The following is a 25,635-nucleotide window of genomic DNA, read 5'->3' as shown; positions in this document are numbered from 1 at the left end:
CGGGCGCCGGGGGAGTGAGCACCCGGGGCCCGGACACCGCGGGAATAAGCGGAGCCATCCTCCTGTTGGCACCCTCCGGTACCCAGACGCAGCACCGGAGAGGCCGAACACGTGGATGAGAACCGAGGCGACCAGATTCGCGGCACGGCAGGCGGGACGGCCTCCGTCCCCCTGTCCGTGCTCGACCTGGTGACCGTGGGCCAGGGCCGTACGGCGACCCAGGCACTGCGTACCAGCGTGGACATCGCCAAGCTCGCCGAGAGCCGCGGATTCCACCGGTTCTGGGTCGCCGAGCACCACTCCATGCCCGGTGTGGCCTCCTCGTCGCCCGCCGTGATCCTGGCGAACCTGGCCGCCCACACCGAGCGCATCCGGCTCGGTTCCGGCGGTGTGATGCTGCCCAACCACGCCCCGCTGGTGATCGCGGAGCAGTTCGGCACCCTGGAGGCGATGGCCCCCGGCCGTGTCGACCTCGGACTGGGCCGGGCCCCCGGCACGGACGGTGCGACCGCTGCCGCACTGCGGCGCACGGACCGGCTGAACGAGGGGGCCGACGACTTCCCGCAGCAGCTGGCCGAGCTGACCCGCTTCCTGGACGACGACTTCCCGGACGGGCACCCGTACGCCCGCATCCACGCCGTCCCCGGGCCCGTGCAGGCCACCTCGCCAGGCGGCGTCCAGTCCGCCGCGCGCCCGCCGGTCTGGCTGCTGGGCTCCTCCGGCTTCAGCGCCCGGCTGGCCGGAGTCCTCGGTCTGCCCTTCGCCTTCGCCCACCACTTCTCGGCGCGCAACACCGTGCCGGCCCTGGACCTGTACCGGGAGTCCTTCAAGCCCTCCGCCGTGCTCGACGCCCCCTACGCCCTCATCGGGGTCGCGGCACTGGCCGCCGACGACGAGCGCGAGGCCAGGCGCCAGGTGCTCACCGGCGCCCTGTCCATGGTCCGGCTGCGCACCGGGCGCCCGGGCCTCGTGCCGAGCCCCGAGGAGGCCGAGGCGTACGACTTCAGCCCCATGGAGCGCGAGTTCGTCGACGGCTGGCTGAAGGACATCGTCCACGGCACGGCGGACGAGGTCCGTACCGGTCTGGACGACCTGGCCAAGCGCACCGGCGCGGACGAGCTGATGATCACGGCCAACGCGCACGGTGGCGAGGCCCGCCTTCGCTCGTACGAGCTCATCGCCGACGCCTACGGGCTGCCCACGATCTGACCCCGCCGGCGCTCCGGGGAGCCGGTGCCGGTCAGCCCGGCGGCGTCCTGGCGCCGATCAGTTCGGCGATCCGCTCCGGGGCCACCGCACGGGAGTACAGCCACCCCTGCCCGGTGTCGCAGCCGATCCGGCGCAGCCGCTCCGCCTGGCCCGGCGTCTCCACGCACTCCGCGGTGACCGTCAGGCCCAGGCGGTGCGCCAGCTGCACCATGGCCTCGACGATCGTCTCGTCGGCCGGGCTGGGGTGCGCGCCGTCCTCGTAGCGGAAACCGCGTACGAAGGAGCCGTCCAGCTTCAGCACGGACACGGGCAGCCGGCTCAGATAGGCGAGGTTGGAGTAGCCCGTGCCGAAGTCGTCGATCGCGATGCGGACGCCCATGTCGCTGAGCGCCTGGAGCACCTGGAGCGGCCGGCCCGACGAGCCCATGACCGCCGACTCGGTCAGCTCCAGTTGCAGCAGTTCCGGTCCGAGGCCGGTCTCGGTGAGGATCTCCGCCACATCGGTGACCAGGTCGGAGTCCCACACCTGGCGCACGGCGACGTTGACGCTGATGAACAGAGCGGAGTCGTCCGGGTGTTCCAGCTGCCAGCGGCGTGCCTGCAGGCACGCCGTGCGCAGGATCCACCGGCCGAGCTGGACGATCGTGCCGTCCTCCTCGGCGATCGGGACGAACCGGCCCGGTGCCAGCAGTCCGAACCTCGGGTGGTTCCACCGGACCAGGGCCTCCACGCCCCGGACGACCTCGTCCGCCATGCCCACCAGCGGCTGGTACTCCAGCGTGAACTCCCCGCGTTCGACGGCCGGACGCAGGGTGGAGGACAGTGCCTGCCGGGTCATCCGGTGGGCGTTGCGCTCGGGGTCGAAGAGGGTCCAGCGGGCCCTGCCGTCCTCCTTCGCCCAGTAGAGCGTGGTGTCCGCCGCCTGCATCAGAGCGGTGGCCGACGTTCCGGCGGACGGCCGTTCCACCACCCCGATCGACGCGGAGACCGACAGCCGGTGCCCGGACACCTCGAACGGCCGCTGCAGAGCGGCCAGCACCGAACGGGCGAGGCCCGTGAGCTGAGGCGTACCCGAGGAGTCCTCGACCAGGATCGCGAACTCGTCACCGCCGAGCCGTGCCACCAGATGCCCGCCCGCACGGTGGCCGTCGCCTTCGGCGCAGTCGGTGAGCCGTCCGGCGACGGCCGCCAGCAGCCGGTCGCCGATGCGGTGCCCCAGGGTGTCGTTCACCGCCTTGAAGCCGTCGACGTCCAGGTAGCAGAGGCCGATCCGGCCCCGCACGGGCGATGACCCGTCCGGCGACGACGGGGTCTCCAGAGCGGTCGAGAGCCGCTCGAGGAACAGTGTGCGGTTGGGCAGCCGGGTCACGGGATCGTGCGTCCGCAGATGGCTCAGCCGCTTCCGCAGTTCGCGCCGGTCGCTGACGTCGGCGACGGACAGCAGCACCCGCCCGGCGCCGGAGGCCGGGTCGCCCATCGGTACGACGGTGACCTCGGCCCACAGCGGCCTGCCGTCGGCGTGCTTGAGCTGCCGGGCGCACCGGAACCGCGGACGGGTGCCGCGCAGGACCTCGGTGTACGCGCGCCGGGCAGGGGCGTCCGAGGTCAGGCCGGCGAGGTCGGCCGCGAGCTGACCGGCCAGCGACGCGGGCTCGGCGCCGAGCAGTCCGCCCAGTGCGTCGTTCGCCCTGACGATCCGGCCGCGGTGGTCGACGACGGCCATCGGGAGGGTCGCCGACGCGAACGCGGCGCGGTAGTCGTGCAGCTCGGAGAGCCCCGTCCTCTGATGATCACGGTGGGTGACCTCCGGCGGACCGGAGCCGGGGGAGGTGCCCGTCCCGGGCGTCGGCCCTTCGGATGTTCCGCTCACCGCTCGCTCCCGCTGTGCAGATCGTCGTGAACAGGTATGGCCGGGCAGGGCGTGGAGCGGAGCGCCGCGCGAGAGGCGGGAACCACGCAGGAAAACGAGGTGAAGCATAGAGGGTGGCGCGCCGCACGTTCCAGCGCGCCCGCCGTTTCGGATGCGCGGCACGCGCATGGCTCACGTCCGTCCGGCCCCTGTCCCTCGTAGGCCACCCCTGAGCGCTTTGAGCGCAGATGGCAAGTTTTGAGCTGTTCTGGTTGTTCAAGGCTCTCGGGTGATCGAATGTGACGCTCCGTGAGGGTAGTCATCCCTTGATCCGGCTGATGCCGACTGATCGTTCCCGGCTCCGGCTGACCCGTGTGGGGCAGCACAACAGGGCGTACGCCGCAGAACCGGCACAGGGTGAGGGGAGACCCGCATTCGCCACCCGGAGGTAGATGTGCCGCGTCAGCACGGACCCGGGGGGCCGGAGAGACCGAGGCTGCGCAGTGCGGCTGCCGCTGTCACCTCGCTCCTGGCGCTCGCCGCCACCGGGCTCGTCGCCGGGCCCGCCGTGGCGGCCTCGCGTGACGCGGGACCGTGCGCCCTGCCCAGGACCGGGGCACACCACTCCCTCGGCCTCGACACCTGGAACAGTGCCTACCCGCGCCCCGACCGCGGCCTCGACGCGGTCATGATCTTCCTCTCGTTCCCCGACGCCGAGCCCGCCGTGTCCCCCGACGTGCTCGCCGCCGACCACTTCCCCTCCACCACCCGCTTCTTCCAGCGCGCCTCGTACGGGAAGTTCACCCTGCGCGCCCATCCGCAGCGGCAGTGGACCCTGATGCCGCACTCCTCCAACTGGTACGGCATACAGCGCGACTGGGGATCGGAGCGCCGCAGCGCCTACCTGCGGGACGCGATCGAGGCGGCCGACGGGGAGACCGACTTCTCGGCGTACGACATCGTCTACCTCGTCGCCGATCCCGACGCCCCCGGCGTCGACTCCGACGCCACCAAGGTCGTCAACTTCGACAGGCCGCTGCGGGCCGACGACACGGACATCAAGCGCGTGGTCACGGTCTTCGAGGAGCACCCGCCGGACCGGAACGTCCTCGCGCACGAGACCGGACACGTCTTCGACCTGGCGGACCTCTACCACCGGCCGGAGGACGGGAAGGGCGACTGGGACACCTACGTCGGCGACTGGGACGTGATGGGCAGCCAGTTCGGACTGTCCCCGGACCTGTTCGGCTGGCACAAGTGGAAGCTCGGCTGGCTCGGAGGGCAGGAGGTCGTGTGCGTGCAGGGTGCCGCCGACCTCACCCTGGAACCCATGGCCGAGGTCCCCGTGCGCGGGGCGTCCGTCGGAACGCGGCTCGCGGTCATCAGAACCGGCGTGGACAGTGCACTGGCCATCGAGGCCCGCAGTGCCACGGGCAACGACCGGACGACCTGCACCGAGGGGGTCCTCGTCTACCGCGTCCGCAACGCGACGCCCAGCGGCGGCGGGCCTGTGGAGGTCCTGGACACCCACCCCGAGTCCGACGCCTGCTGGGACCGGTCGGTCTACCCGCCCCTCGCGGACGCCCCGCTCCGGGAGGGCGAGCGCTACACCGTGCCGGGCGAACGCATCCGCATCGAGGTCGCCGGCCGCACCCGGTCGGGGGCCTGGACCGTCCGGGTCACCCCAGGGGCCTGACCTGGGCGGACGCCCCCACGGAAGAAGCCCCCTCGCTCTCGCGAGGGGGCTTCTTCCGTCTGTGCGCCGTCAGGGACTCGAACCCCGGACCCGCTGATTAAGAGTCAGCTGCTCTAACCAACTGAGCTAACGGCGCCTGGTGACGTCGTAGACATTAGCACCCGGATCGGCGGGAGGAAAAATCGAATTCCCGGTGGTCGACGGGGCCGCCGACCTGCCCACCCGCACGCAGGCCCACAGCAGTACGTCCGGGCCCGGCAGCCAGGGATTACGGGTGTCCGGGGCGACCACCCAGCGGGGCCCGCCGGCGCCCGCGCCGCCGGTCAGGGGCGGGACGGTGACGGCGTCCCCCGTGCCGTGGCAGAGCACCGGAGGCAGGGCGCCCCGGTGTCCGCGGGCGCCGTCGGCGGAGCCCGTGCCCCACTCCTCCCAGGCCAGCAGGGACGGCAGGCGCTGGGCCGTGCCGGGTGCGGCGAAGAGCAGCATCCTGCCCCGGTGCGTGGCCACCGGGCCCGATCCGGGCCCCTCCGCCCAGAGCTGCTCCAGCATGCGCCTGCCGAACAGGGCGGGGACGTTCACGATGTCGAACGAGGAGCCGCACGGCAGCACGCCGGGGGAACAAGGATGTGCCTCCCACTGCGAGAGCGTGCTGCGGGGGTGCGTCGAAGCGCCCGCCAGCCACGCCGCTCCGGATGCCGTGACCTGGGCGGCCCGGTGATCGGCCCGGTTGTCGGCGCTGTCCCGCAGCAGGGCGAAGATGTCGACACCGTGGTGCGGGGCGGTGCCGATCCGCAGAGTCGTTTCGTCGTTCAGCCATGCGCTCATGGCGTCATGTCTACCGGCCGTGACGCTCCTGTTCCGCAGAGTTGCCGAAAGCCGCACAGCGTGCGGGCCGAGGGAGTATCTTGCCCCGACGGCATATGCCACGGGTGTACCCGCGGTGACGGACGGTCGTGCCGGCACCGCCTCCGTGGGGCGGCCGGACACCTGCCCCCGGCGCGCCCGGATCAGGACGCGGGGTCGTCGAGCAGGGACCGGCCGAACTCGATCATCTTCTTGGCGTAGTCCTCGGTCCACTCCGCACGATCGGCTATCTCCGCGACCGTGAGCCGGTCGAAACGGCGCGGATCCGCGAGCTGAGCGGCGGCCAGGGCCTGGAACTCCACGGCCCGGTCGGTCGCGGCCCTGAAGGCGAGCGTCAGCTCCGTCGCGCGCCTCAGCAGCTCCTCCGGATCCTCCATCGACTCCAGGTCGAAGAAGTGCTCCGGATCGGATGCCGCCGCCGACGGCTCGAAGAGCAGCGGCGCCGGACGCAGCCTCTGCCGCTCGTTCCGCTCGGGTTGTGCCATGTGGGGTTCCCTCCTCGCGCGGCCGGACGGCCACCTTCCATTGTCCAGCCCGGCACAAGAGCGCTGCCCAGGATCAGGGCGCCCAATGCACGCGATGCTCGGCGAGGTGGGCCAGAACCGCGTGGTTCGCCTCCCAGCCGTCGGGGAACTTGACCGTCACGCCCAGCTGGACCGGCTCCGTCGACGGGTGCTCGTCCAGCAGGTCCGCGACCCCCGCACGACACACCACGACGCACGCGTGCCGGTGCCGTGAGGCCAGGACGCACAGGCGACCCGTCTCCAGATGGAACGCCGTGGCGTCCGGGCGGCCCGACAGCGGGTGCAGGACCACCGTCACGTCGAACTCACGGCCCTGGAGCCGGTTCGCCGTATCCACCGCGACACCCGTCACCCCCAGCTCCGCGAGCGCCGCCCGCACCGCGGCGGCCTGGTCGCGGTGGGCCGTGCCGACCGCGACCCGCTCCGCCGTCACCGGGACCGGGTCCGGGCCGCGCTCGCTCGTCGCGGCGCCGCCCCGGTCCAGCAGCCTGCGGACCACCAGGGCCACCGCCCGGACCGCCTCGGGATCGGTGCGCGGGGTGTGCCGGGCCGGGAGCTCCAGCAGCCCCCAGCCGGACTCAGCCGCCTCGTCCAGCACCCGGTCCGGGCCCGAACCGTCCGAGGGCACGCCGAACGACAGCCGCCGGTCACCGTGGTCCGTGCCGCTGCGGAACGGCGTGTACGGGTAGAACGCCCGCGAGACCAGAGGCGCCGCCGAGGCGGGCAGCCGCCACGACACCGGCAGCCGGTGCTGCGGCAGCTCCGGATTGTGCGCGAGGAGGGTCGAGACGGCGCTCGCCGACGGGTCGTAGGAGAGCCCCGCCCACTGGTCGGCGCCCACGATCGAGAACGGGTCCAGCTGGCCCGGATCCCCGACGAACAGCGCCCGCTCGAACAGCCCGGCCACGGCCAGCAGGGCGTCCGACCGCATCTGGTAGGCCTCGTCGACGATCGCGTGGCCCCACGGCTCCACGTTCTTCACGTGGGCCCACTTGGCGGCCGTGGAGATGACGATGTCCAGGCCCGCCAGATCCGCGGCCTTCGCCGACTTCCGTACGTTGTCCAGGCCGTCCAGGGCCTTGTCGTACGGATCCGAGTCGCTGCTGTGCAGCCGGCCCACCGGCAGCCCCGGAGCCTTCTCGGCCAGTCGTACCACCAGGTCGTCCACCTGGGCGTTGGTCTGCGCGACCACCATCAGCGGGCGGCCCGCCGCGGCCAGCTCCAGCGCGGCACGCACCACCAGCGTCGACTTGCCCGCGCCCGGCGGCGAGTCCACGACGATGCCGCGCGCCGTGCCGCGCAGGGTGTCGGCGAGGATCCCGTCGGTGGCCCGCGCCGCGGCGGCACCCGGGTCGAGAACGGCTGTCACAGGATGTCCTCCGAGGTCACGGGATCGGGCCGCTCGGCAGGTCCGCCGACGCCGGCGCCCGGCGGGCCGCCGTGGGTCCACGGGGTGTCCTCCGGATCGGGCAGCTTCGGGCCACCCCGCTGGTCGTGCTCGAACAGCGTCCACGCGATCCGGTCACCGGCCTCGGGCACCGACCCGGGCGCGGGCTCCTTGCTCCGCCCCATCCGGTCCGTGATCCGCAGGACCAGGTGGACGGTCTCGCCGGCCTCCGCGTCCTCGCCCTCCCCGGCCGCGTACCGCACGAACTCGGCGGTCTGCGGCCTGCCGTCCAGGGAGCGGTACACCTTGGTCCGCTCACCGAGATGCGGGCGCTCGTCCGTCCGCACCGTGACCAGCGGGCGTGGTGAAGGCCGCTTCGACTCGCTGTACGCCATCTCCACCTCCGTCACCTCCCCGACGAACGCCTCGCCCGCCAGCCTGCGGCCCGCCAGCACCAGCGGATCGTCGAGCGCCTCCTGTGCCTCCAGCTGCGCCTGGGCGGCCTCCCGCGAGGCCAGCTTCCGCGCGGCCGTCACCGCGTCGTCCCGGCGCGGCTGCGGGGGCTCGCCCGCCCGCACCCGGTCCCTGTGCCCGGTGAACGACCAGCGGTCCCTGGTCCAGCGGTCCTCGGCCCTGGCCCCTTCCGGGAGCTCCCGCAGCAGGTCGAGCGCCCGCCACACGGCGTCCCAGGTGGGCAGCATGACCCCCGCGAGCAGCGACCTGATGTCCCGCTCGGCACCGCTCAGCCTGCCGAGCCGGGTGTCGGCGTCGACGCCGTCCTCCGCCGCGGCCAGCGCCGTGCGCGCCCCGTCGTACCGCTCGATCGCGGGAGCCAGCAGCCTGTTGTCGAACGCCGGATCCGTCGCCGGTCCGGCCGGAGGGCAGATCAGCTGACCCGCACGGTCCCGCTCCAGCTCCGCGCGGAGCGCGGCCACCGCACCGGACTCGCCGTCCGGCGGGTCGATCCAGGCGAGCAGCGCGCCGAGGTGCTGGTCCTCCAGGCTGCTCTGCCCCGTCGCCCAGTGGCGGTTGACCAGGTCCGTCGCGGCGAGCAGCAGCGAGGACCCCGGCACCCTGGCCCGCTCCCCGTAGTGCGTCAGCCAGCGGCCGAGCAGCGGAACACGGGCCGGAGCCGGATAGGGGGTGTCCGGATCGTCCTCGGTGGTACGCCGGAAGCGCATGGACCGCCCGAGCAGCCGTACGAAGTCGATGCCGGCCCTTCCCGGCACGATCAGCTGGGCCGCGTCCGCGCACAGCTCGACCTCGGCCTTGACCTTCTTGCCGGTCTCGGGATCGACCTGGCTGCTCTCGGCGGGCTCGACGACGTCGGCGTACGACTCGATGTGCGGCAGTACGGCCTCGGCCAGCTCGGCGAGGAACGCGAACCGCAGGTCGCGGTCGCGCGGCTGGGCCACCGCCAGCAGCCTGGGCGCCGCGCGGTCCGTGCCCACGAGTGCGCCGAGCGGGGCGCCGGCCTCACCGGCGGTCGTCAGCGGCACCAGCACGAGCGGACTGCCGGTCAGATGGCGGTGGCGCACGGTGGCCAGGGGCTGGGCCCGCCCGCTGTCGACCGCCTCCAACCGGGCCAGGGTGCTGATCAGTGACATGGGACGCCACCGCTCACACCGGCCAGGGCCTCGGCCCGCAGAGCCGCCGCCCTGCGCAGGGCGGCCACCGTCGGGTCGGCGGGGTCGCCCTCCTTGCCGGCCGCCGCGGCCAGCACCCCGGCGACCGTCGTCAGGCCTCCGAGCTCGCCCCGCACGCTGCGGCCCAGCGATTCCACCGCGCCCTCGGCGCGGGACTTCGCCCGGCAGTGGAAGGCCAGCTCGCAGGCGGCCAGACACTCCGGGGCGTACGCCGCGGGGACCGCCTCGACCGCGGTGCCGAGCTCCTCGGGGGAGCAGTCCGGGTCGAAGGTCGTGCCCTCGGGCAGGGCGGCCGCGATGTCCTCGACGCGGGTCAGCCTGGTCAGCTGGCGGGCGGTGACGGCGCGCTGTTTGCGGACGTCCACGGCCGATGCGGTCGGCAGGTTGGAGAAGTCCTTCGGGCAGACGAGCAGGACCCGGTGGCCGACCTCCGCACCCTCGGTCACCGCCGCGATCCGCTCCAGCGCCAGGACGTAGACGGCGGACTGGCGGGCCGCCGCACCGACCTTCGAGGCGTCCGCGGAACCGTCGACCATGGGGAAGGACTTGATCTCGACGACGGTCCAGGTGCCGTCGGGGTGCACCACCACGGCGTCCGGTTCCAGGTAGGCGGGTGAGCCCGCGACCTCCAGGACCAGCATCGGATGGTCGAGCAGCGCCCACTCGCCCGCCGCCGTGGCCTCGCGCAGCGCCAGCGCCGTGCGCGCGGTACGGCCCTCCGGACCTGCCGCCGTCAGATCGGGCACCACGGCCGCGGCCGGTGGCTCGGTGCCGCCGCCGAGCCGCTCGACGAGGAGGCGCAGCAGCTCCGTGCCGCCGTCGGCCTTGACCTTCGCCTCGAAGGCGTTGCCCCGGATGAACGCGAACTGGGACTGGCCGAAAGCCGCGGGGGAGCCGAGCGCGGTGGCCAGCTCCGCCTTGTCCACGCCCGCGCCGTCGAGCAGGGCACGTCTCTTGCATCCAGGGTTGGCGGCGAGCGCGGCCAGCGCGCGTGCGTCGAGCGGATGCGGCGCGACCGACGGGCCGCGCAGCTCAGCGAGCCGGTGCCGGAGCGTCGTCGTCGGCTTCGGCGGCGGAACGGGTGCGCGTGTCGCTGGAATCTGCGGAGGCGGTCCGCTGGCCGGGTATTCGCTCACCCGCGGAAGTCTTGCATCCGTCACTGACAATCGTGGATCCCATGGGGGTGGCGGATGCGGGAACCCGCGTGAACACCGCCCGTGCCCGGTCCTTGACCCGGTCCGCGAACCGCATGAACGGCCTGGTCAGCAGGGCGCCCACGGCCATGACGGCGGCTCCGGCGACGGCGTCGAGGAAATAGTGGTTCGCCGTGCCCATCACGACGAGCACGGTGATCAGCGGGTAGGCGACGCCCGCCGCCCGGACGAGCGGGTGGCGGCCGTGGCGCCACAGCAGGACGCCGCACCACACGGCCCAGCCGACGTGCAGGCTCGGCATCGCCGCGTACTGGTTGGTCATTCCGCTCAGGCCCCGCGGGGCGCTGGCGCCCGCACCCCACCAGCCGTACGCGCTGTACTGCGCCATCGTGTCGACGAAGCCGTGGTGGGCGTCGAGCAGCCGCGGCGGGCAGGTGGGCATCAGCGTGAAGCCGGCCAGCCCGAGGAGCGTGGAGGTCATCAGCCAGGTACGGGCCGCCCTGTAGGCGGCGCTGCGGCGCCGGAAGATCCAGACGAGGACGGCCGGGGTGACCAGGTAGTGCAGGGAGGCGTAGGCGAAGTCGGCGGGTATGCCGAGCGTGGGGTGGGCCGTCAGCAGCCGGTTGAGCGGGTGCTCGGCGTTGAGGTGCAGCGCCTTCTCCAGGCGGAGTATCGCGAGACCGTTGTCGACGGCCGCCGGTATGTTCTCGTGGACCAGCAGCCGGCCCATCGAGTACAGGCCGTACACCACCGCGACCAGCGGGAGCTCCGTCCACCAGCGGGGCCGATGACCGGATGACGGTGTCGCGGCGGTGGCGTGCGGCATCCGGCAGCTCTCCCCAGTGTTCATGCGGTCGACGGCGGGCGTTCAACCGTACGGCGGTCGTATGCCCTGGTTCCCCGTGGGGGCCTTCCCACGCGGACGCCCCCCGGCCATGCGTGGAGAGGGACGCGGGCAACGCCCCGCAGGTTGCCCGTGAAGCAGGTGGGAGATGATGGAACGGGGTGTCCGCCCGCGCCGGCCTCCTGGCCGCTCGCCCGCGTTCGCCGTCCCGTCGCCGTCCCGGACACCGCTGTCCCGGACCCACCAGATCCTAGGGTCCCCGGATCTTCGGATCTCCGTATTTTCAGGGAGAGCCGTCATGGCACCGCGAATCCTGCTCGCCCGGCACGGCCAGACACAGTGGTCGGTCCAGGGCAATCACACCGGCAGGACCGACATCCCCCTTCTCGACGCCGGCCGTGAGGGCGCCAAACTGCTCGGCGAGCGACTGCACCGGGAGCCCTGGGGCGGCCTGCCCGGCGTCGAGGTGCGGACCAGCCCGCTCGTCCGGGCCTCCGAGACCTGCGCACTCGCCGGTTTCGGTGAGCGGGCCCGGCCGTGGGACGCGCTGATGGAGTTCGACTACGGGGACTACGAGGGCCTGACCCCCGCGCAGATCAAGGCGGACCGGCCGGACTGGCTCATCTGGCGTGACGGGGTCCCCGGCGGGGAGACCCTCGCGGAACTCACCGCCCGGGCGGACGAGGTCGTCGCATGGGCGCGCTCCGCCGACCGCGACGTGCTGGTCTTCGCCCACGGGCACATTCTGCGGGCGCTGGGGGCCCGGTGGCTGGGCGAGGACGTGTCGTTCGCCGCGCGGATCCGCCTGGAGCCGACGTCGCTGTCGGTGCTGGGCTGGGCCTACGGCCTTCCCGCCCTGGAACGCTGGAACGACACGGGTCACCTGGACCGGTAGGTCCCGGCTGCCCGGGGAGCGCATCCGGCACGCGCCGGAGGGTGCGAGCGGGACCGTGTCGCAGCGGGCATGACAGGGGCCCGCCCCAGCCGGAGTCCGGACGGGCCCGATCATGCCGCCCGGTGGAAGCGCGGGACCGGGCCCGGTCACGGACAGCGCGAACGGCCGGCCGCTCTCACGCCCCCGGCGGCAGCTCCTCGTAGCGGCTCAGGAGGGCAGCCACCTCCGGACCTCCATGCGGCCGGAGCACCCGCACGGCACTCGCCAGCATCCCGCGGATCCGGGCGGACTGGACCCGGTCCAGCAGGTCCAGCACCTGGTGGCCCACCGAGGCGGCCTCGTCGGCCGCGCCCGCCTGCGCCAGGTCACCGGCGAGCTGCGCGCGGTAGAGCGCGAGGTTCCGGGTGAAGTGCGGATCCTGCAGCCGGGTCGCCCGCCGGGCATGCAGCGCCGCACGCGGCCAGTCACCCAGTGCCGACCAGCACTGCGCCTCCAGTAGTTCCACTTCCGCCTCCCGGAAGAAGGACATCCACTCCGGGTCCGCATCGGCCGGCCCGTGCCCGAACGCCGTGTGCGCCCGCCCGATGGCCTGCTCGCAGCCCGCGCGGTCTCCGAGCCACGCCCTGGCGCCCGCCTCCCGCAGTGCCAGGAGTGCCAGCAGCCGCGGTGAGCCGAGCGGCCGGGCCGCCCGCTGGCCGGCCTCCGCGGCTCGGACCGCCTCACGGGCCCGCCCCGTGTCGCGGGCCAGGAACGACGCGTTGCAGAAGGCGTGCGCCTCCAGCGCCGCGTCCCCGGCCAGCCGCGCCGTCGCGAGCGCCTCCGCGTAATGGGAGCGCGCGTCGTCGAACCGTCCCGAGTCGTGGGCCAGCCATCCCACCGAGATCGCCAGCTCACCGGCGCCCGCGTGCAGCCGGTCCGAGGTGCTGCGCCTCGTCGTGGCGCCGGAATCGAGCAGGGCGTACGCGGCCCGGAGCGGCTGGGAGGCCTGCCGGTAGAGGCCGTCCGCGCCGTGCCGGTCGTCCAGCAGCCGGATCTGGCGCACCGCCTTCTCCACGGCGCTCACCTCGGCCTCGCCGACCCGGCGCTGCGCGGGGACGGCGAGCGGGCCGGCGGCTGCGGAACGGCCGCCCAGGCCCAGGGACGCGGCCGCCACGGTGGCGGTACCGCCGGTCATGAACACGCGACGCAGCACGTCGCTCTCCTCGTGGATGTCGCTGTGGAGCGTGGGGGGTGTGATGGGCGGGGGCAGAGCTGTGCGGGCCCCCCGGCCGCGCACGCTCTCGCGGGCCGAGAAGCCCAGGTCCGCGAGGCTCGCCCCGGGGAACATGAACAGGAACACTCGTTCGTACGCGTAGTTGGGACAGCGGATCTCGCCGGACTCCACGCGGCCGATGTACCGGGCGTCGCACGCGACCTGTTCACCGATCTCGCGCGCGGCCCTGCGGACGGCGGCCGCGAACTCTCCCGCGGAGCGCTGTCCGCGCAGCCGACGGAAGACGAGGTTGGGAACTGCCCGTGTCGACACCATGGCGGGGCCCTCTCTGCTGCAGCCGGGCTCCTGCTTCCGGTGTCCCGGCGGAGCAAGAACGTACCTGCTGTGACGGGGTGCACACACAGCGTTTATCCATAAACCGGACATCTCGGCCGCGATCCGCCATGAACTGCCACCCTTTGCGGCGGCGTGCCGCCGTAGCCCTTGACGCCGTCGGCGCGTTGGTCCATGAGGAGACGGGGCGTGGCCCCGCCCCGTCGAGACGACAGGAGGGGTCCCCTTGCCTCACATGGGCCCGGAAGCCACACCGTGCGACCTGGTGACCGTCCCGGCGCGTCAGGGTCTGGAGGCCGTGGACATCCTGCGCAGGGCGGCGGAGAACGAACCCGTGGGCCCGGTCATGCACGACGGGACCTGCGCCGTCCTCGGCTTCCTGGTGCCGTCCGGCACGGCCGAGGCGTGGGACGTGCCCGGCAGCGCCTGTACACGGACGGACGGCCGCGGGCTGCGCATCCCCGCGGAGCCGCCCGTCACCGGGGGAGGGTGGCTCCTGCCGCCCGTCGCGGAGGCCCCGGTCACCGACCCGGCCGTTCTCCGGGCCGCCCTCGACCAGGCGGCCAGGCTCATCGAAGCGGCCGACAACTGTCGCTGAGGCCATAATGGCCGGGTGGCGGATGTCCCGTCCCAGCCGGTCCTCCCAGGTGGCCGGCCCGAACCGGTGAGCGAGGACGAGCGCACGTGGCACGTCGAGAAGCGGCCCGAGGCGCGAGCGACCGCAGGAGGTCCGAGCGCCGGCAGGATCCCGTCTCCGGGACGGTGGACGGCGGCCTCGCCGAGCTCGTGCCCGACCGCGAACGCCCGCGGGCCTGGACGCTGCTGCTGGACGGAGCCCCGCAGTCGCACGTCGACCTGGACGACCCGTCCTACCTCTCCTTCGCCTACCAGCGCAGGCTCGGCCACGTCATCGATCTCGCCGCGCCGCCCGGACGCCCCCTCCAGGCGGTCCACCTGGGCGGCGGAGCCTTCACGCTCGCCCGGTACATCGCCGCGAGCCGCCCCCGCTCCACCCAGCAGATCGTGGAGATCGACGCGCCCCTCGTCCAGCTGGTGCGGCGCGAGCTGCCCCTCGACCCGCAGGCCCGGATACGGGTCCGCTCGGTGGACGCACGCGCCGGTCTCGCCAGGATCCAGGACGGCTGGGCCGACCTCGTCATCGCGGACGTCTTCGGCGGCGCCCGCACCCCCGCGCACCTCACCTCCGCCGAATTCCTCACCGAGGTGCGCCGGGTGCTGAAGCCCGGCGGCCAGTACGCGGCCAACCTCGCGGACGGCCCGCCGCTCGCGCACCTGCGCGGCCAGGTCGCCACGGCCGCATCCCTCTTCCCCGAGCTGGCCCTGGCAGCGGATCCGGCCGTCTGGCGAGGCCGCCGCTTCGGCAACGCCGTCCTGGTCGCCTCCGACCTGCCGGTCGCGGTCGCCGAACTGACCCGGCGCGTCGCGGGCGACCCGCACCCCGGCCGTGTCGAACACGGCCGCGCACTCGCCGACTTCACGGGTGGCGCCGCCGTCGTCACCGACGCGAGCGCCAAGGCGTCCCCGGCCCCGCCGCCCGGCACCTTCTCGTAGGGCCTCCTGTACGGGTGGTGCCGGGACCCGCACCGTCGCGTGGACGGTTGCCGACGCGCCGTGGCGCGGACGGCCACCGACGTGCCGGCGCGTGGGCGGTCACCGGTCCACCGGCGCGTGGACCGTCACTGATCCACCGTCTCCACCATCGGCGGATGCCCGTTCCAGGTGCAGAAGACCGAGACCGTCGCCCCCGCGCCGTCGCTGAAGTCCACCCGGATCCAACCCGGATTCGTCCACACCCGCATCGACCAGTTCGTCTCCGGCGTCGCCGAGACCAGCTTGGCCGAGTCGTCCGCCAGCTCCAGGACGACCCTGCCGCCACGCGTCGGGTAGCTCTTCACCTCGCCCGTCGCGGCCGGCGTCCTCGAGGGCCCCGCCGGGCTCTTGGCGGGCGGCCGGGAGGACCGCGGGCGCGAGGTCCCGGCGGAGGGCGTGGGGACGGCGCGGGATGCGGTGGACTCCGGTGAGGCCGAGGGCAGGGCCCGGTGCGTCGAGGACGAAACCGGTTCGTCCGTCACCTGCCCGCCCCGCGCCCCCACCGATATCGGCACGGCGCGCGGAGGGTCGTAGGCCGTCCCCGACAGGACCGTGTGCACGCCCCACCACGACAGGGTGACTGCCGCACCCGTGGCGAGCGACCACGCGATCGCGTGTACGAGACCTCGTTGCATCGGGCACATCCTGCACCACCCGCACGGGTGCTGTCCTGGAGGGGACCCGGTTCCTCCGTATGGGCTACGGTGCGGCGCATGCCTAGTGTGCTCGTGGTCGAGGACGACCAGTTCGTGCGTTCCGCCCTCATCCGGCACCTGACCGAGGCCTCGCACACGGTGCGGAGCGTGGGCACCGCGCTCGAAGCGCTGCGCGAGGTCGCGCACTTCCGTTTCGACGTCGTCGTCCTCGATCTCGGGCTGCCCGACCTCGACGGCGCCGAGGCGCTGAAGATGCTGCGCTCCATCACCGACGTACCCGTGATCATCGCCACCGCGCGGGACGACGAGGCCGAGATCGTCAGGCTGCTCAACGACGGTGCCGACGACTACCTGACCAAGCCCTTCTCGGTGGAACACCTCTCGGCCCGCATGGCGGCCGTACTGCGCCGCACCCGTGGAGCCGACGCCCGGGTCCCGCCCCCGCGTGTCCTCCAGGTCGGAGGGCTGGTCATCGACCCGCTGCGTCGGCAGGCCGATCTGGACGGCACGGCACTGGACCTGACCCGCCGTGAATTCGACCTGCTGACCTTCCTCGCGGGCCGCCCCGGCGTCGTCGTCCCCCGCCGTGAGCTGCTGGCGGAGGTCTGGAAGCAGTCCTACGGGGACGACCAGACCATCGACGTCCATCTCTCCTGGCTCCGCCGCAAGCTGGGCGAGACGGCGGCCAGGCCGCGCTATCTGCACACTCTGCGCGGAGTCGGGGTCAAGCTCGAACCACCGGCCGCCGCCCCGGGACAGCCCGCATGAGATGGGCCCTGGTCAAGGTCTGCCTGGCCGTCACCGCCATGGTCGTGATCGCGTTCGCCGTGCCACTCGGGCTCGTCGTCAAGGAGATGGCCCGCGACCGCGCCTTCTCCGACGCCGAGAGGCAGGCGGCCGCCATCGGCCCCACGCTCACCATCACCGTCGACCGCGAGGAACTGACCCGGGCCGTCCTGTCCACCGAACCCGGGGGCCAAGGGCGCCTCGCCGTCCATGTCCCCGCGGCCGGACAGGGCGGCGGCCCCCTGGAGATCGGCACCCGGCGCGCCACCCGCGAGGACGTGGAGACCGTCGGCACGTCGGGGCGCGCCTCCATCACCGAGGTGCCCGGCGGCTCCGCGCTGCTCCAGCCCACCGCGCTCGGCTCCGGAGGCATCGCGGTCGTCGAGGTGTTCGTGCCCGAGGACGAGGTCACCCACGGCGTCGGCACGGCCTGGCTGGTGCTCGCCGGCGTCGGCCTGGCGCTGATCGTCGGCTCGGTGGCCGTGGCGGACCGGCTCGGGGTACGGATGGTGGAGCCCGCCCAGCGGCTGGCGGGCGCGGCCCAGAACCTGGGAGAGGGGCGGCTGGGGACCAGGGTCCCCGAGGAGGGGCCCACCGAACTGCGCTCCGCGGCGGTCGCGTTCAACTCCATGGCCGACCAGGTGGTCCAGCTCCTGGCCAACGAACGCGAGCTGGCCGCCGATCTCTCGCACCGGCTCCGCACCCCGCTGACCGTGCTGCGGCTCAACGCCGCCTCGCTGGGCGAGGGGCCGGCCGCCGAGCAGACCAGGGCCGCCGTCGAACAGCTGGAGCATGAGGTCGACACGATCATCCGTACGGCGCGGGAGCAGCGCCCGCAGACCCAGGGCGGGCAGACGGGCCCGGGTGCCGGATGCGACGTGTCCGAGGTCGTCAAGGAACGCATGGGGTTCTGGTCGGCGCTGGCCGAGGACGAGGGGCGCACGGTGCGGCTGGCGGGCGTGGACCGCACGGTACGGATCCCCGTCGCCAGACCCGAACTCGCGGCCGCCGTGGACGCGTTGCTCGGCAACGTGTTCCGGCACACCCCGGAGGGCACCGCCTTCGCCGTCGACGTGCACCACAGCGGTGACGCGGTGCTCGTGCTGGTCTCGGACGCCGGGCCCGGCATACCCGATCCTGAATCCGCCCTCGCCCGGGGCGCGAGCGGACGGAAAGGAGCGCGGGACGCGGTGGGATCGACCGGACTCGGTCTCGACATCGTGCGCAGGGTCGCGGAGTCCACCGGCGGCGACCTGCGGATCGGGCGTTCCGTGCTCGGCGGCACCGAGGTGCGCATCTGGATCGGGCTCGACGGAGTCCCGGCCGGCCGTGCCCGCCGGGGGCACCGTGTGGGGCGGCGGGGCGGCAGACGGGGGCCACGGGGAGTGAGGGGCCGGAACGCAGAGTTCCGCGGCGCACCGGATCTTTAACCGGCGCCGATGTCCTCCTTAAGTAAACCCTAAGAACGCCAACCCGGTTCTCATGAGCACCATTTGCCCGGTTCGCGGCGGCTAGCGTGCAGACGCAATCACCCCCCGGCTGGACAGAGGCAGGCACGCGATGGGCATCAGTACGCACCGCCGTACGACGAGCACCCGCACGAAGGCGGTCGGCGCCCTCGTCGCCGCGGCGGTCGTGGGCGGCACGGTCGTCGCACTCACCGGCACGGCGCAGGCGGCGGCCGTCGGAGCCACGTACACGAGGGCCGGCGGGTGGACCGGTGGCTACACCGGGCAGTACGTCGTCTCGAACGACACCGGAAAGGTCCAGTCGGGCTGGACGCTCGAATTCGACCTGCCCGCCGGCACGAAGATCGACTCCCTCTGGAACGGCGAGCACACCGTCCGCGGCAACCACGTCACCGTGAGGCCCGCGAGCTGGAACAAGGACATCGCTCCGGGCGCGTCCGTGACGGTCGGCTTCGTCACCGCCTCCGACGGCGCCGCCGCCGATCCGCGGGGCTGCCTCATCAACGACGCCGCGTGCTCCGCGGACGGCGGCGCAACGCCCGAACCGGGTGGACGCCCGACCGGCAGCCCGACGCCCACCTCGCCCCCCGCGCCGACGCCGACCTCCACGAAGACCGCGACGCCCACGGAGACCGCGACGGCCGAGCCGTCCGAGACGCCCGGCGGCACGGCCGGCACGGCCGGCTTCGCCCCGTACGTCGACACGTCCCTCTACCCCGCGTACGACCTGCTGGGCACCGCGTCGAAGACGGGTGTCAAGGAGTTCAACCTGGCGTTCATCACCTCGGGCGGCAGCTGTGCCCCGCTGTGGGGCGGGGTCACCGGGCTCGCCGACGACAAGGTGGCCGCCCAGATCGGCGCGCTGCGGGCCGAGGGCGGCGACGTGCGGGTCTCCTTCGGCGGGGCGGCCGGCGCCGAACTCGCGCTGCACTGCTCGTCGGCGGCAGAGCTCGCCGCGGCGTACGGCAAGGTCATCGACGCGTACGACCTGACCAAGGTCGACTTCGACATCGAGGGAGGCGCGCTGCCCGACGCCGCCGCCAACACCCGGCGCTCGCAGGCCATCGCCCGGCTCCAGGAGGCGCACCCCGGGCTCGACGTCTCCTTCACGCTGCCCGTGATGCCCGAGGGGCTGACCCAGCCGGGCATCGACCTCATCGCGGATGCGAAGGGGAACGGCGTCGCGATCGACGCGGTCAACATCATGGCGATGGACTACGGGCCCTCGTACAGCGAGGACATGGGTGACTACGCCACCCAGGCCGCCACCGCCACGCAGGCGCAGATCAAGGGCGTGCTCGGCCTCTCGGACGAGGCGGCCTGGAAGGCGGTCGCGGTCACCCCGATGATCGGCGTGAACGACGTCGTCACCGAGATCTTCACCGTCGAGGACGCCACGCAGCTGGTCGAGTTCGCCCAGGAGAAGGGCGTCGGCCGGCTGGCGATGTGGTCGGGCACGCGGGACGTGCAGTGCGCGGGCGGTGCGCAGCCGACCGCGGACGCGACCTGCAGCTCGATCCTCCAGGAACCGCTGGCCTTCACCAAGGCGTTCGGCACCTTCGGGTAGCCCGGCGCCCCGTCGACCATCTCCTCCGCGCGTGTGCCCCGGCCGGCCCCCCACACCCCCCACACCCGGCCGGGGCACGCGCCCCCTTCGTTCCCTCTCGGCGCCCTTCAGGGTGCGCGGAGGAGGGGCGACGTGTCCGTGCTTGTCCCACCCGCACGGAGAGAGCGGAATCTCCGCGCCGCGCAGTGGAGTTCGGGGAAAGAACACGGAAACGCCCCATGGCCCCCCTGCGCCCCCCTGTGAAGCCCTGTCCCCTTCATCTTCCGGCGGTCGCCTCCGGGCGGCAGGGGTCGGCGACACCCATTCCGGCGTGGCGCGGGAATCTGCGCCGATGACCGGCGCCAGTCGGTGCGGCGCGAGTGAAAAGCCGACCAACACCGCACTGACCTGCGGGAATTGAAGATTTCGCATCCTGTGCATGCAGGCGGCGAAAGTAAAGGCAAGCCCTCGGTCGGACACGTTCCCGTGACTTGCAGGACACACTCGGGCAACGGAAGCGTCTTCAACTCTTGACACCCACCCCCTTGAGGCAGCAATCTTCCGGCATCAGCGCATGGGAGCGCTCCCATATCGAACGAGGTTTTTCGCTCGTACGGGGACGGCACCGCCCATGTCCTCTCCGTACGACCGGCACCCGTGCCCACCAGCGCGTATGTCGCAGATCGAACGCAAGTCCCACCCTGGAACAAGGAGTAGTGGAATGCGCATCACCCGCACCGTCGCAGGTCGAAGCCGCAGAACAGCCGTCCTGGCTACCACGGGCCTCACGGCCGCCGCCCTGCTGCTGACCGGCTGCGGCGATTCCGGCTCGGATTCCGACGAGGCCGACGCGGACGGGAACATCACCCTGACCATCGCCGACTTCGGACAGTTCGGGTACAAGGAGGCGAAGCTCTTCGAGAAGTACCACGAGCTCCACCCGAACATCACGGTCAAGGCGAACACCGCCGCCGAAGAGCCGGTCTACTACACCAAGTTCCTCCAGCAGCTCAACACGGGCAGCGGCCTGGCCGACGTGCAGGGCATCGAGGTCGGCCGCGCCAAGGAGCTCGTCGACACCAAGGCGGACGCCTTCGCCGACCTCTCCAAGGTCATCGACACCAGCCAGTGGGTGAACTGGAAGGCACTGCAGGCGACCACCGAGGACGGCAAGGTCATCGGCGCCGGTACCGACATCGGCCCGATGTCCATCTGCTACCGCCGCGACCTGTTCGAGCAGGCCGGACTGCCCACCGACCGTGAGGAAGTCGCCGCGAAGCTCGCCGGCGGCTGGGAGGACTACCTCAAGCTCGGTGAGGAGTACAAGAAGAAGGCCCCTGGGGGAACCTTCTTCATGGACTCCGCCAGCGCCATGTACAACGGCGTGGTGAGCTCCGGCTCGGAGCAGTACTACGCGAAGAACGGCGACCCGATCTACAAGGACAGCGCCGGTGTCAAGGAGGGCTGGAGGCTCGCCTCCCAGGCGGTCGACAAGAAGCTGACCCAGGGCCTGGCCCAGTTCCAGGACCCGTGGAAGGCGGCCCTGCGTCAGGGCACCATGGCCACCGTGGCCTGTCCCGCGTGGATGGCCGCGCAGATAGCCACGTACTCCGGCGACAAGTACAAGGGCAAGTGGGACATCGCCCGCACCCCGGGTGAGACCGCGGCCAACTGGGGCGGCTCCTTCCTCTCCGTGCCCGCGAAGGGCAAGCACGTCAAGGAGGCCGGTGAGCTCGTCAAGTGGCTGACCGCGCCCGAGCAGCAGGCCGCCGTGTTCAAGGCCGCGGGTCTCTTCCCGTCGAACAAGGGCGCCTACGAGCTCCCCGACGTGAAGACCGCCAAGCTCGAGTACTTCAACAACGCTCCCATCGGTGAGATCTACGCCGAAGAGGCTCAGATCATCCCGGCCGCGGTGCTCGGCCCGAAGGACGGCGTGATCAAGGACACCTTCTCCAAGCAGATCAACAACATGGAGCAGCGGGGCACCAAGCCGGACGCCGCCTGGGACGCCGCCATCAAGGACATCGACAAGGTGGTCGGCTGACCATCGCCGTCGCGGGCGGCCGGGACGACTTCCACATGTCCCGGCCGCCCGCACCGGTGCCGGCTTCTCCACCGGCACCGCGCACCTTCTCCGACACCTCCGCCGGACCCACCAGAGGCCCGGCCTGCCCCTGCGGTGTCGGCACACCCCAGGGAAGGACTCCCACCTGTGGCAACCACGACCCCCACGCGGGGCACGCAAGGCTCCCCGCCGAGCCGCCGCCGTGCTCCGAAGCCCATGACTCCCGGCCGCCAGGCATGGCGCAGCCGGCTGTGGCGCTTCGACGACAAGGCGTCGCCGTACGCCTACATCGCGCCGTTCTTCCTCGTCTTCGGCGCCTTCGGGCTGTATCCGCTCGTCTACACCGGCTGGATCGCCCTGCACAAGGTGGAGATGACCGGCCTCGACCAGATGGAATGGGTCGGCTGGGAGAACTTCAGCACCATCCTCCAGGACTCCGAGTTCTGGACCGCGGTCACCAACACGTTCGTCATCGGCGTCATCTCGACCGTCCCGCAGTTGATGGTGGCGCTCGGCCTCGCCCACCTGCTGAACTACAAACTGCGGGCCAGCACCTTCTGGCGCACGGTGATCCTCACCCCGTACGCCACCTCGGTGGCCTCGGCGGCCCTCGTCTTCGCCCTGGTGTTCCGTGCCGACGGCGGCCTGTTGAACTGGGTGCTCGGCTTCTTCGGTTTCGGTGAGACGAACTGGGTCAACGGCCACTGGACGTCCAACATAGCCATCGCCGTCATCGTGATCTGGCGCTGGACGGGTTACAACACCCTGATCTACCTCGCCGCGATGCAGGCCGTGCCGTCCGATCTGTACGAGGCCGCCTCGCTCGACGGTGCCTCGCGGTGGCAGCAGTTCCGCAACGTGACGATCCCCGCGCTGCGACCGACGATCCTCTTCACGATCGTCATCTCGACCATCGGCTCCATGCAGCTGTTCGGAGAGCCCCTCCTGCTCGAAGGAGGCACCAACGGTGCGCAGGGCGGCACCGAGCACCAGTACGAGACGCTCAGCATCTACCTCTACAACTACGGCTGGAACCTCGGACACCTCGGTACGGCCGCCGCAGTCGCCTGGGCCATGCTCGTCCTGCTGCTGCTCATTGCCGCGATCAACTGGCTCATCGGGCGCCTCGGGCGCAAGACCGCGGCCTGACGGGAGCGATATCCATGACGACCACAAGCCCCATCACCACGTCGGACCAACGGCGCGTCTCCAAGGCCGCCGTCCGCGACGACCCCCCGCGCCGCCGTTTCAAGCCCGGCGCCGGCCGTCAGCACCACGCGGGCCCCTTCGCCTACTTCGCCCTCGCCGTCGTCGGCGTCGGCTCGCTGTTCCCGCTGTACTGGACGCTCGTGGCCGCGTCCCGTACCCAGGACGAGATCCTGGACACCACGCCGCCGCTCATCCCGGGCGGCAACCTGTTCCACAACCTCGAGGCGGCCTGGGAGCAGGCACACCTCGGCAAGGCCATCGTCAACACGGTGATCGTGTCCGCGAGCATCACGCTGGCGACTCTCTTCTTCTGCACCCTGGCCGGTTATGCCTTCGCCAAGATGCGCTTCAGGGGACGTGGCGCACTGATGACGGCGGTCATCGCCACGCTGACGATCCCCCCACAGCTCAGCGTCGTACCGCTGTTCATGATGATGTCGGACATCGGCTGGGGCGGTCAGCTCGAGTCGGTGATCTTCCCGACCCTGGTGAGCGCGTTCGGAGTGTTCTTCATGCGCCAGTACCTCCTGGAGGCGCTGCCCTACGAGCTCATCGAGGCGGGCCGGGTGGACGGGGCGAACAACCTCCGCATCGTGTGGAGCATCGTGCTCCCGGTGGCCCGACCGGCCATGATGGTGCTCGGCATGCTCACCTTCGTCCAGGCGTGGAACGACTTCTTCTGGCCCTACCTCGCCCTGAACCAGGAAAACCCGACCTTGCAGGTGGCTCTCGGCCAGCTGAGCGCGTCCTACGTGCCCGACCAGAGCATCGTCATGGCCGGCGCGCTGATCAGCACCCTGCCGCTGCTCGTCGTCTTCGTGATCTTCGGTAAGCAGATCGTCGGGGGAATCATGTCCGGCGCCGTCAAGGGCTGATCGCCGCACCCCTGTCCGTCCCGGTCCGATCCCGGCACCGCTGCTCCGTCCCCGGTCCGGCCCCCGGCCGTTCCGTACGGCCTGTACCTGACCACAGGCCGTACGGAGCCGGGGTCCCCGCACTTCCCGTCCTTGCCCCTCCACCCATGGGAGCGCTCCCGTATGACTGCCGTACGACCCGACACCACCCCGAAGCAGGCGCCCGCGACGCAGTTCCCCACGGGCTTCATCTGGGGCGCGGCGACCGCCTCCTACCAGGTCGAGGGCGCCGCCGCCGAGGACGGCCGTACGCCGTCCATCTGGGACACCTTCAGCCGCACCCCCGGCAAGGTCCGCAACGGCGACACCGGCGACATCGCCGCCGACCACTACCACCGCTACCGCGACGACGTCGCGCTCATGAAGAGGCTCGGCCTCAAGGCGTACCGCTTCTCCGTCTCCTGGTCCCGGGTCCAGCCCACCGGCCGGGGCCCCGGCGTCGAGCGTGGCCTGGACTTCTACCGCAAGCTCGTCGACGAACTGCTCGACGCCGGGATCATGCCCGTCGCCACGCTCTACCACTGGGACCTGCCCCAGGAGCTGGAGGACGCCGGCGGCTGGCCCGAGCGCGTCACCGCCGACCGCTTCGCCGACTACGCCGCCATCGTCTCCGGCGCCCTCGGCGACCGCGTCGGCATGTGGACCACCCTCAACGAGCCGTGGTGCTCGGCCTATCTCGGCTACGGCTCGGGCGTGCACGCCCCCGGCCGCACCGAGCCCGCAGCGGCGCTGCAGGCGGCCCATCACCTCAACCTCGCCCATGGCCGGGCGATCGAGGTTCTGCGCGCCCAACTCCCCGCTGCTGCGCAGACCTCGGTCACCCTCAACCTCCACCAGGTCCGCCCGCTCACCGGCAGCGAGGCCGACGCGGACGCCGCCCGCCGCATCGACGCGGTCGGCAACCGCGTCTTCACCGGTCCGATGCTGCGCGGGGAGTACCCCGAGGACCTGATCGCCGACACCTCGCACCTGGTGGACTGGTCGAAGCTGGTCAGGGACGGCGACCTCGCCACCATCTCCCGTCCGGTCGACGCCCTCGGCATCAACTACTACACGCCGACGCTGGTCTCCACCCCGGTGGAAGGGGCCGCCTACGCCCGCAGCGACGCACACGGCGCCAGCAACCACTCCCCGTGGCCGGGATCCGAGCACGTGGCCTTCCACCTCCCCGAGGGGAAGGAGCGCACCGCGATGGACTGGTCGATCGACCCCGACGGGCTCTACAACCTCCTCATGGACACCCACCGGGACCACCCCGGCCTCCCGCTCATGGTCACCGAGAACGGTGCCGCCTTCGACGACTACGTCTCGCCCGAGGGCAAGGTCGAGGACCCCGAACGCGTCGCCTACCTTCACGGGCACCTGGACGCCGTGCAGCGGGCCGTCGCCGACGGTGCGGACGTCCGCGGCTACTTCCTCTGGTCGCTGATGGACAACTTCGAGTGGGCGTACGGCTATTCGAAGCGCTTCGGCGCGGTGTACGTCGACTACGCCTCCCAGCGCCGCATCCCCAAGTCGAGCGCCTACTGGTACTCCGACGTGATCCGCCGCCACGCGCTGCCGCCGGGCGGCACCGTCTGACCCGATCGGTACCGACACAGCGGGGCCCGGCACAGTGCCGGGTCCCGCTGTTCTGTGCCCGCCCCCGACGGCCCGCCCGACGCGTCCGTCTTCCGGACCCCGTACGCTTGGGAGCGCTCCCAAGAGTTGTGGCGCTGCGAGGTCCGGTGGGTCCGGACGAGTGTCAAGGGATCGGACAGCGGGA

Annotated in this window: 21 protein-coding genes and 1 tRNA gene; 12 read left to right on the top strand and 10 right to left on the bottom strand. The window is 72.2% G+C overall.

Annotation, left to right across the window (positions count from 1 at the left end; all coding sequences use genetic code 11):
* Positions 1-111: 111 nt before the first annotated feature.
* Positions 112-1,209, top strand: a complete 1,098-nt coding sequence (locus ABZ441_RS07950) for an LLM class flavin-dependent oxidoreductase (RefSeq protein WP_358969582.1) — start codon at positions 112-114, stop codon at positions 1,207-1,209.
* A 31-nt stretch (positions 1,210-1,240) separates the two neighbouring features.
* On the opposite strand, the gene ABZ441_RS07945 is transcribed toward ABZ441_RS07950, so the two are convergent.
* The gene (locus ABZ441_RS07945; protein ID WP_358969581.1) at positions 1,241-3,079 is read right to left on the bottom strand and encodes an EAL domain-containing protein; all 1,839 of its coding nucleotides are present in this window, start codon (positions 3,077-3,079) and stop codon (positions 1,241-1,243) included.
* Positions 3,080-3,512: 433 nt separating this feature from the next.
* Here ABZ441_RS07945 and ABZ441_RS07940 point away from each other — a divergent pair, with 433 nt between their 5' ends.
* Positions 3,513-4,754, top strand: coding sequence for a M6 family metalloprotease domain-containing protein (locus ABZ441_RS07940; protein ID WP_358969579.1), 1,242 nt, complete (start codon positions 3,513-3,515; stop codon positions 4,752-4,754).
* Between the two features lie 62 nt (positions 4,755-4,816).
* On the opposite strand, the gene ABZ441_RS07935 is transcribed toward ABZ441_RS07940, so the two are convergent.
* The 7 genes from ABZ441_RS07935 to ABZ441_RS07905 all read right to left on the bottom strand — a co-directional run bounded on the left by ABZ441_RS07935 (position 4,817) and on the right by ABZ441_RS07905 (position 11,155).
* Positions 4,817-4,890 (bottom strand) — tRNA-Lys (locus ABZ441_RS07935).
* A complete protein-coding gene (locus ABZ441_RS07930; RefSeq protein WP_358969577.1) occupies positions 4,881-5,579 on the bottom strand; it encodes a bifunctional DNA primase/polymerase in 699 nt (232 codons plus the stop codon). The genes ABZ441_RS07935 and ABZ441_RS07930 overlap by 10 nt, the downstream gene beginning before the upstream one ends.
* A 182-nt stretch (positions 5,580-5,761) precedes the next feature.
* Positions 5,762-6,103, bottom strand: coding sequence for a hypothetical protein (locus ABZ441_RS07925; protein WP_358969575.1), 342 nt, complete (start codon positions 6,101-6,103; stop codon positions 5,762-5,764).
* A gap of 73 nt (positions 6,104-6,176) precedes the next feature.
* Positions 6,177-7,511, bottom strand: a complete 1,335-nt coding sequence (locus ABZ441_RS07920; RefSeq protein ID WP_358969573.1) for an AAA domain-containing protein — start codon at positions 7,509-7,511, stop codon at positions 6,177-6,179.
* Complete coding sequence (locus tag ABZ441_RS07915) at positions 7,508-9,136, bottom strand: hypothetical protein (protein WP_358969572.1); 1,629 nt, start codon at positions 9,134-9,136, stop codon at positions 7,508-7,510. The genes ABZ441_RS07920 and ABZ441_RS07915 overlap by 4 nt, the downstream gene beginning before the upstream one ends.
* On the bottom strand, positions 9,127-10,311 hold the full coding sequence (locus ABZ441_RS07910) for a hypothetical protein (RefSeq protein ID WP_358969570.1): 1,185 nt from the start codon (positions 10,309-10,311) through the stop codon (positions 9,127-9,129). Before ABZ441_RS07910 ends, ABZ441_RS07915 begins: the two co-directional genes overlap by 10 nt.
* The gene (locus tag ABZ441_RS07905; RefSeq protein WP_358969568.1) at positions 10,208-11,155 is read right to left on the bottom strand and encodes a phosphatase PAP2 family protein; all 948 of its coding nucleotides are present in this window, start codon (positions 11,153-11,155) and stop codon (positions 10,208-10,210) included. The genes ABZ441_RS07910 and ABZ441_RS07905 overlap by 104 nt, the downstream gene beginning before the upstream one ends.
* Before the next feature lie 316 nt (positions 11,156-11,471).
* On the opposite strand from ABZ441_RS07905, the gene ABZ441_RS07900 reads away from it, so the two are divergent.
* Positions 11,472-12,068 carry a histidine phosphatase family protein gene (locus ABZ441_RS07900; RefSeq protein ID WP_358969566.1) on the top strand — a complete coding sequence of 199 codons (597 nt, stop codon included), beginning with the start codon at positions 11,472-11,474 and terminating at the stop codon, positions 12,066-12,068.
* Positions 12,069-12,243: 175 nt separating this feature from the next.
* On the opposite strand, the gene ABZ441_RS07895 is transcribed toward ABZ441_RS07900, so the two are convergent.
* Positions 12,244-13,596: a tetratricopeptide repeat protein gene (locus ABZ441_RS07895; protein WP_358969564.1), complete on the bottom strand. Its 1,353-nt coding sequence runs from the start codon at positions 13,594-13,596 to the stop codon at positions 12,244-12,246.
* A 253-nt stretch (positions 13,597-13,849) separates the two neighbouring features.
* Between ABZ441_RS07895 and ABZ441_RS07890 the strand changes: the two genes are divergently transcribed.
* Positions 13,850-14,212: a hypothetical protein gene (locus ABZ441_RS07890; protein WP_358969620.1), complete on the top strand. Its 363-nt coding sequence runs from the start codon at positions 13,850-13,852 to the stop codon at positions 14,210-14,212.
* An 86-nt stretch (positions 14,213-14,298) separates the two neighbouring features.
* The gene (locus ABZ441_RS07885; RefSeq protein WP_358969563.1) at positions 14,299-15,186 is read left to right on the top strand and encodes a fused MFS/spermidine synthase; all 888 of its coding nucleotides are present in this window, start codon (positions 14,299-14,301) and stop codon (positions 15,184-15,186) included.
* 125 nt (positions 15,187-15,311) lie between these two features.
* On the opposite strand, the gene ABZ441_RS07880 is transcribed toward ABZ441_RS07885, so the two are convergent.
* Positions 15,312-15,860 carry a hypothetical protein gene (locus ABZ441_RS07880; RefSeq protein WP_358969561.1) on the bottom strand — a complete coding sequence of 183 codons (549 nt, stop codon included), beginning with the start codon at positions 15,858-15,860 and terminating at the stop codon, positions 15,312-15,314.
* A 78-nt stretch (positions 15,861-15,938) separates the two neighbouring features.
* Between ABZ441_RS07880 and ABZ441_RS07875 the strand changes: the two genes are divergently transcribed.
* From ABZ441_RS07875 to ABZ441_RS07845, 7 genes are all read left to right on the top strand, one after another.
* On the top strand, positions 15,939-16,649 hold the full coding sequence (locus ABZ441_RS07875; RefSeq protein WP_358969559.1) for a response regulator transcription factor: 711 nt from the start codon (positions 15,939-15,941) through the stop codon (positions 16,647-16,649).
* On the top strand, positions 16,646-18,097 hold the full coding sequence (locus ABZ441_RS07870; protein ID WP_358969557.1) for a HAMP domain-containing sensor histidine kinase: 1,452 nt from the start codon (positions 16,646-16,648) through the stop codon (positions 18,095-18,097). The genes ABZ441_RS07875 and ABZ441_RS07870 overlap by 4 nt, the downstream gene beginning before the upstream one ends.
* Before the next feature lie 130 nt (positions 18,098-18,227).
* The gene (locus ABZ441_RS07865) at positions 18,228-19,703 is read left to right on the top strand and encodes a cellulose binding domain-containing protein (protein ID WP_358969555.1); all 1,476 of its coding nucleotides are present in this window, start codon (positions 18,228-18,230) and stop codon (positions 19,701-19,703) included.
* Between the two features lie 700 nt (positions 19,704-20,403).
* Positions 20,404-21,726, top strand: a complete 1,323-nt coding sequence (locus ABZ441_RS07860; protein ID WP_358969553.1) for an ABC transporter substrate-binding protein — start codon at positions 20,404-20,406, stop codon at positions 21,724-21,726.
* 168 nt (positions 21,727-21,894) lie between these two features.
* Positions 21,895-22,896, top strand: a complete 1,002-nt coding sequence (locus tag ABZ441_RS07855) for a sugar ABC transporter permease (protein WP_358969551.1) — start codon at positions 21,895-21,897, stop codon at positions 22,894-22,896.
* Positions 22,897-22,910: 14 nt separating this feature from the next.
* The gene (locus tag ABZ441_RS07850) at positions 22,911-23,831 is read left to right on the top strand and encodes a carbohydrate ABC transporter permease (RefSeq protein WP_358969549.1); all 921 of its coding nucleotides are present in this window, start codon (positions 22,911-22,913) and stop codon (positions 23,829-23,831) included.
* 162 nt (positions 23,832-23,993) lie between these two features.
* The gene (locus ABZ441_RS07845; RefSeq protein WP_358969547.1) at positions 23,994-25,451 is read left to right on the top strand and encodes a GH1 family beta-glucosidase; all 1,458 of its coding nucleotides are present in this window, start codon (positions 23,994-23,996) and stop codon (positions 25,449-25,451) included.
* Positions 25,452-25,635 lie beyond the last annotated feature (184 nt).

The sequence above is a fragment of the Streptomyces sp. NPDC005752 genome (assembly GCF_040630715.1).
GTDB lineage: Bacteria > Actinomycetota > Actinomycetes > Streptomycetales > Streptomycetaceae > Streptomyces.
The sequence above is the reverse complement of the archived record's forward strand: the minus strand, read 5'-3'. Positions and strand labels throughout refer to the sequence as shown.

Excerpts from the sequence above, each read along its gene's own strand:
- ABZ441_RS07880 (WP_358969561.1), bottom strand. The coding sequence starts at position 15,860 with ATGCAACGAGGTCTCGTACACGCGATCGCGTGGTCGCTCGCCACGGGT.
- ABZ441_RS07865 (WP_358969555.1), top strand. The coding sequence starts at position 18,228 with ATGGGCATCAGTACGCACCGCCGTACGACGAGCACCCGCACGAAGGCG.
- ABZ441_RS07850 (WP_358969549.1), top strand. The coding sequence starts at position 22,911 with ATGACGACCACAAGCCCCATCACCACGTCGGACCAACGGCGCGTCTCC.
- ABZ441_RS07845 (WP_358969547.1), top strand. The coding sequence starts at position 23,994 with ATGACTGCCGTACGACCCGACACCACCCCGAAGCAGGCGCCCGCGACG.
- ABZ441_RS07870 (WP_358969557.1), top strand. The coding sequence starts at position 16,646 with ATGAGATGGGCCCTGGTCAAGGTCTGCCTGGCCGTCACCGCCATGGTC.
- ABZ441_RS07930 (WP_358969577.1), bottom strand. The coding sequence starts at position 5,579 with ATGAGCGCATGGCTGAACGACGAAACGACTCTGCGGATCGGCACCGCC.
- ABZ441_RS07875 (WP_358969559.1), top strand. The coding sequence starts at position 15,939 with ATGCCTAGTGTGCTCGTGGTCGAGGACGACCAGTTCGTGCGTTCCGCC.
- ABZ441_RS07895 (WP_358969564.1), bottom strand. The coding sequence starts at position 13,596 with ATGGTGTCGACACGGGCAGTTCCCAACCTCGTCTTCCGTCGGCTGCGC.
- ABZ441_RS07915 (WP_358969572.1), bottom strand. The coding sequence starts at position 9,136 with ATGTCACTGATCAGCACCCTGGCCCGGTTGGAGGCGGTCGACAGCGGG.
- ABZ441_RS07900 (WP_358969566.1), top strand. The coding sequence starts at position 11,472 with ATGGCACCGCGAATCCTGCTCGCCCGGCACGGCCAGACACAGTGGTCG.
- ABZ441_RS07890 (WP_358969620.1), top strand. The coding sequence starts at position 13,850 with ATGGGCCCGGAAGCCACACCGTGCGACCTGGTGACCGTCCCGGCGCGT.
- ABZ441_RS07925 (WP_358969575.1), bottom strand. The coding sequence starts at position 6,103 with ATGGCACAACCCGAGCGGAACGAGCGGCAGAGGCTGCGTCCGGCGCCG.
- ABZ441_RS07860 (WP_358969553.1), top strand. The coding sequence starts at position 20,404 with ATGCGCATCACCCGCACCGTCGCAGGTCGAAGCCGCAGAACAGCCGTC.
- ABZ441_RS07905 (WP_358969568.1), bottom strand. The coding sequence starts at position 11,155 with ATGCCGCACGCCACCGCCGCGACACCGTCATCCGGTCATCGGCCCCGC.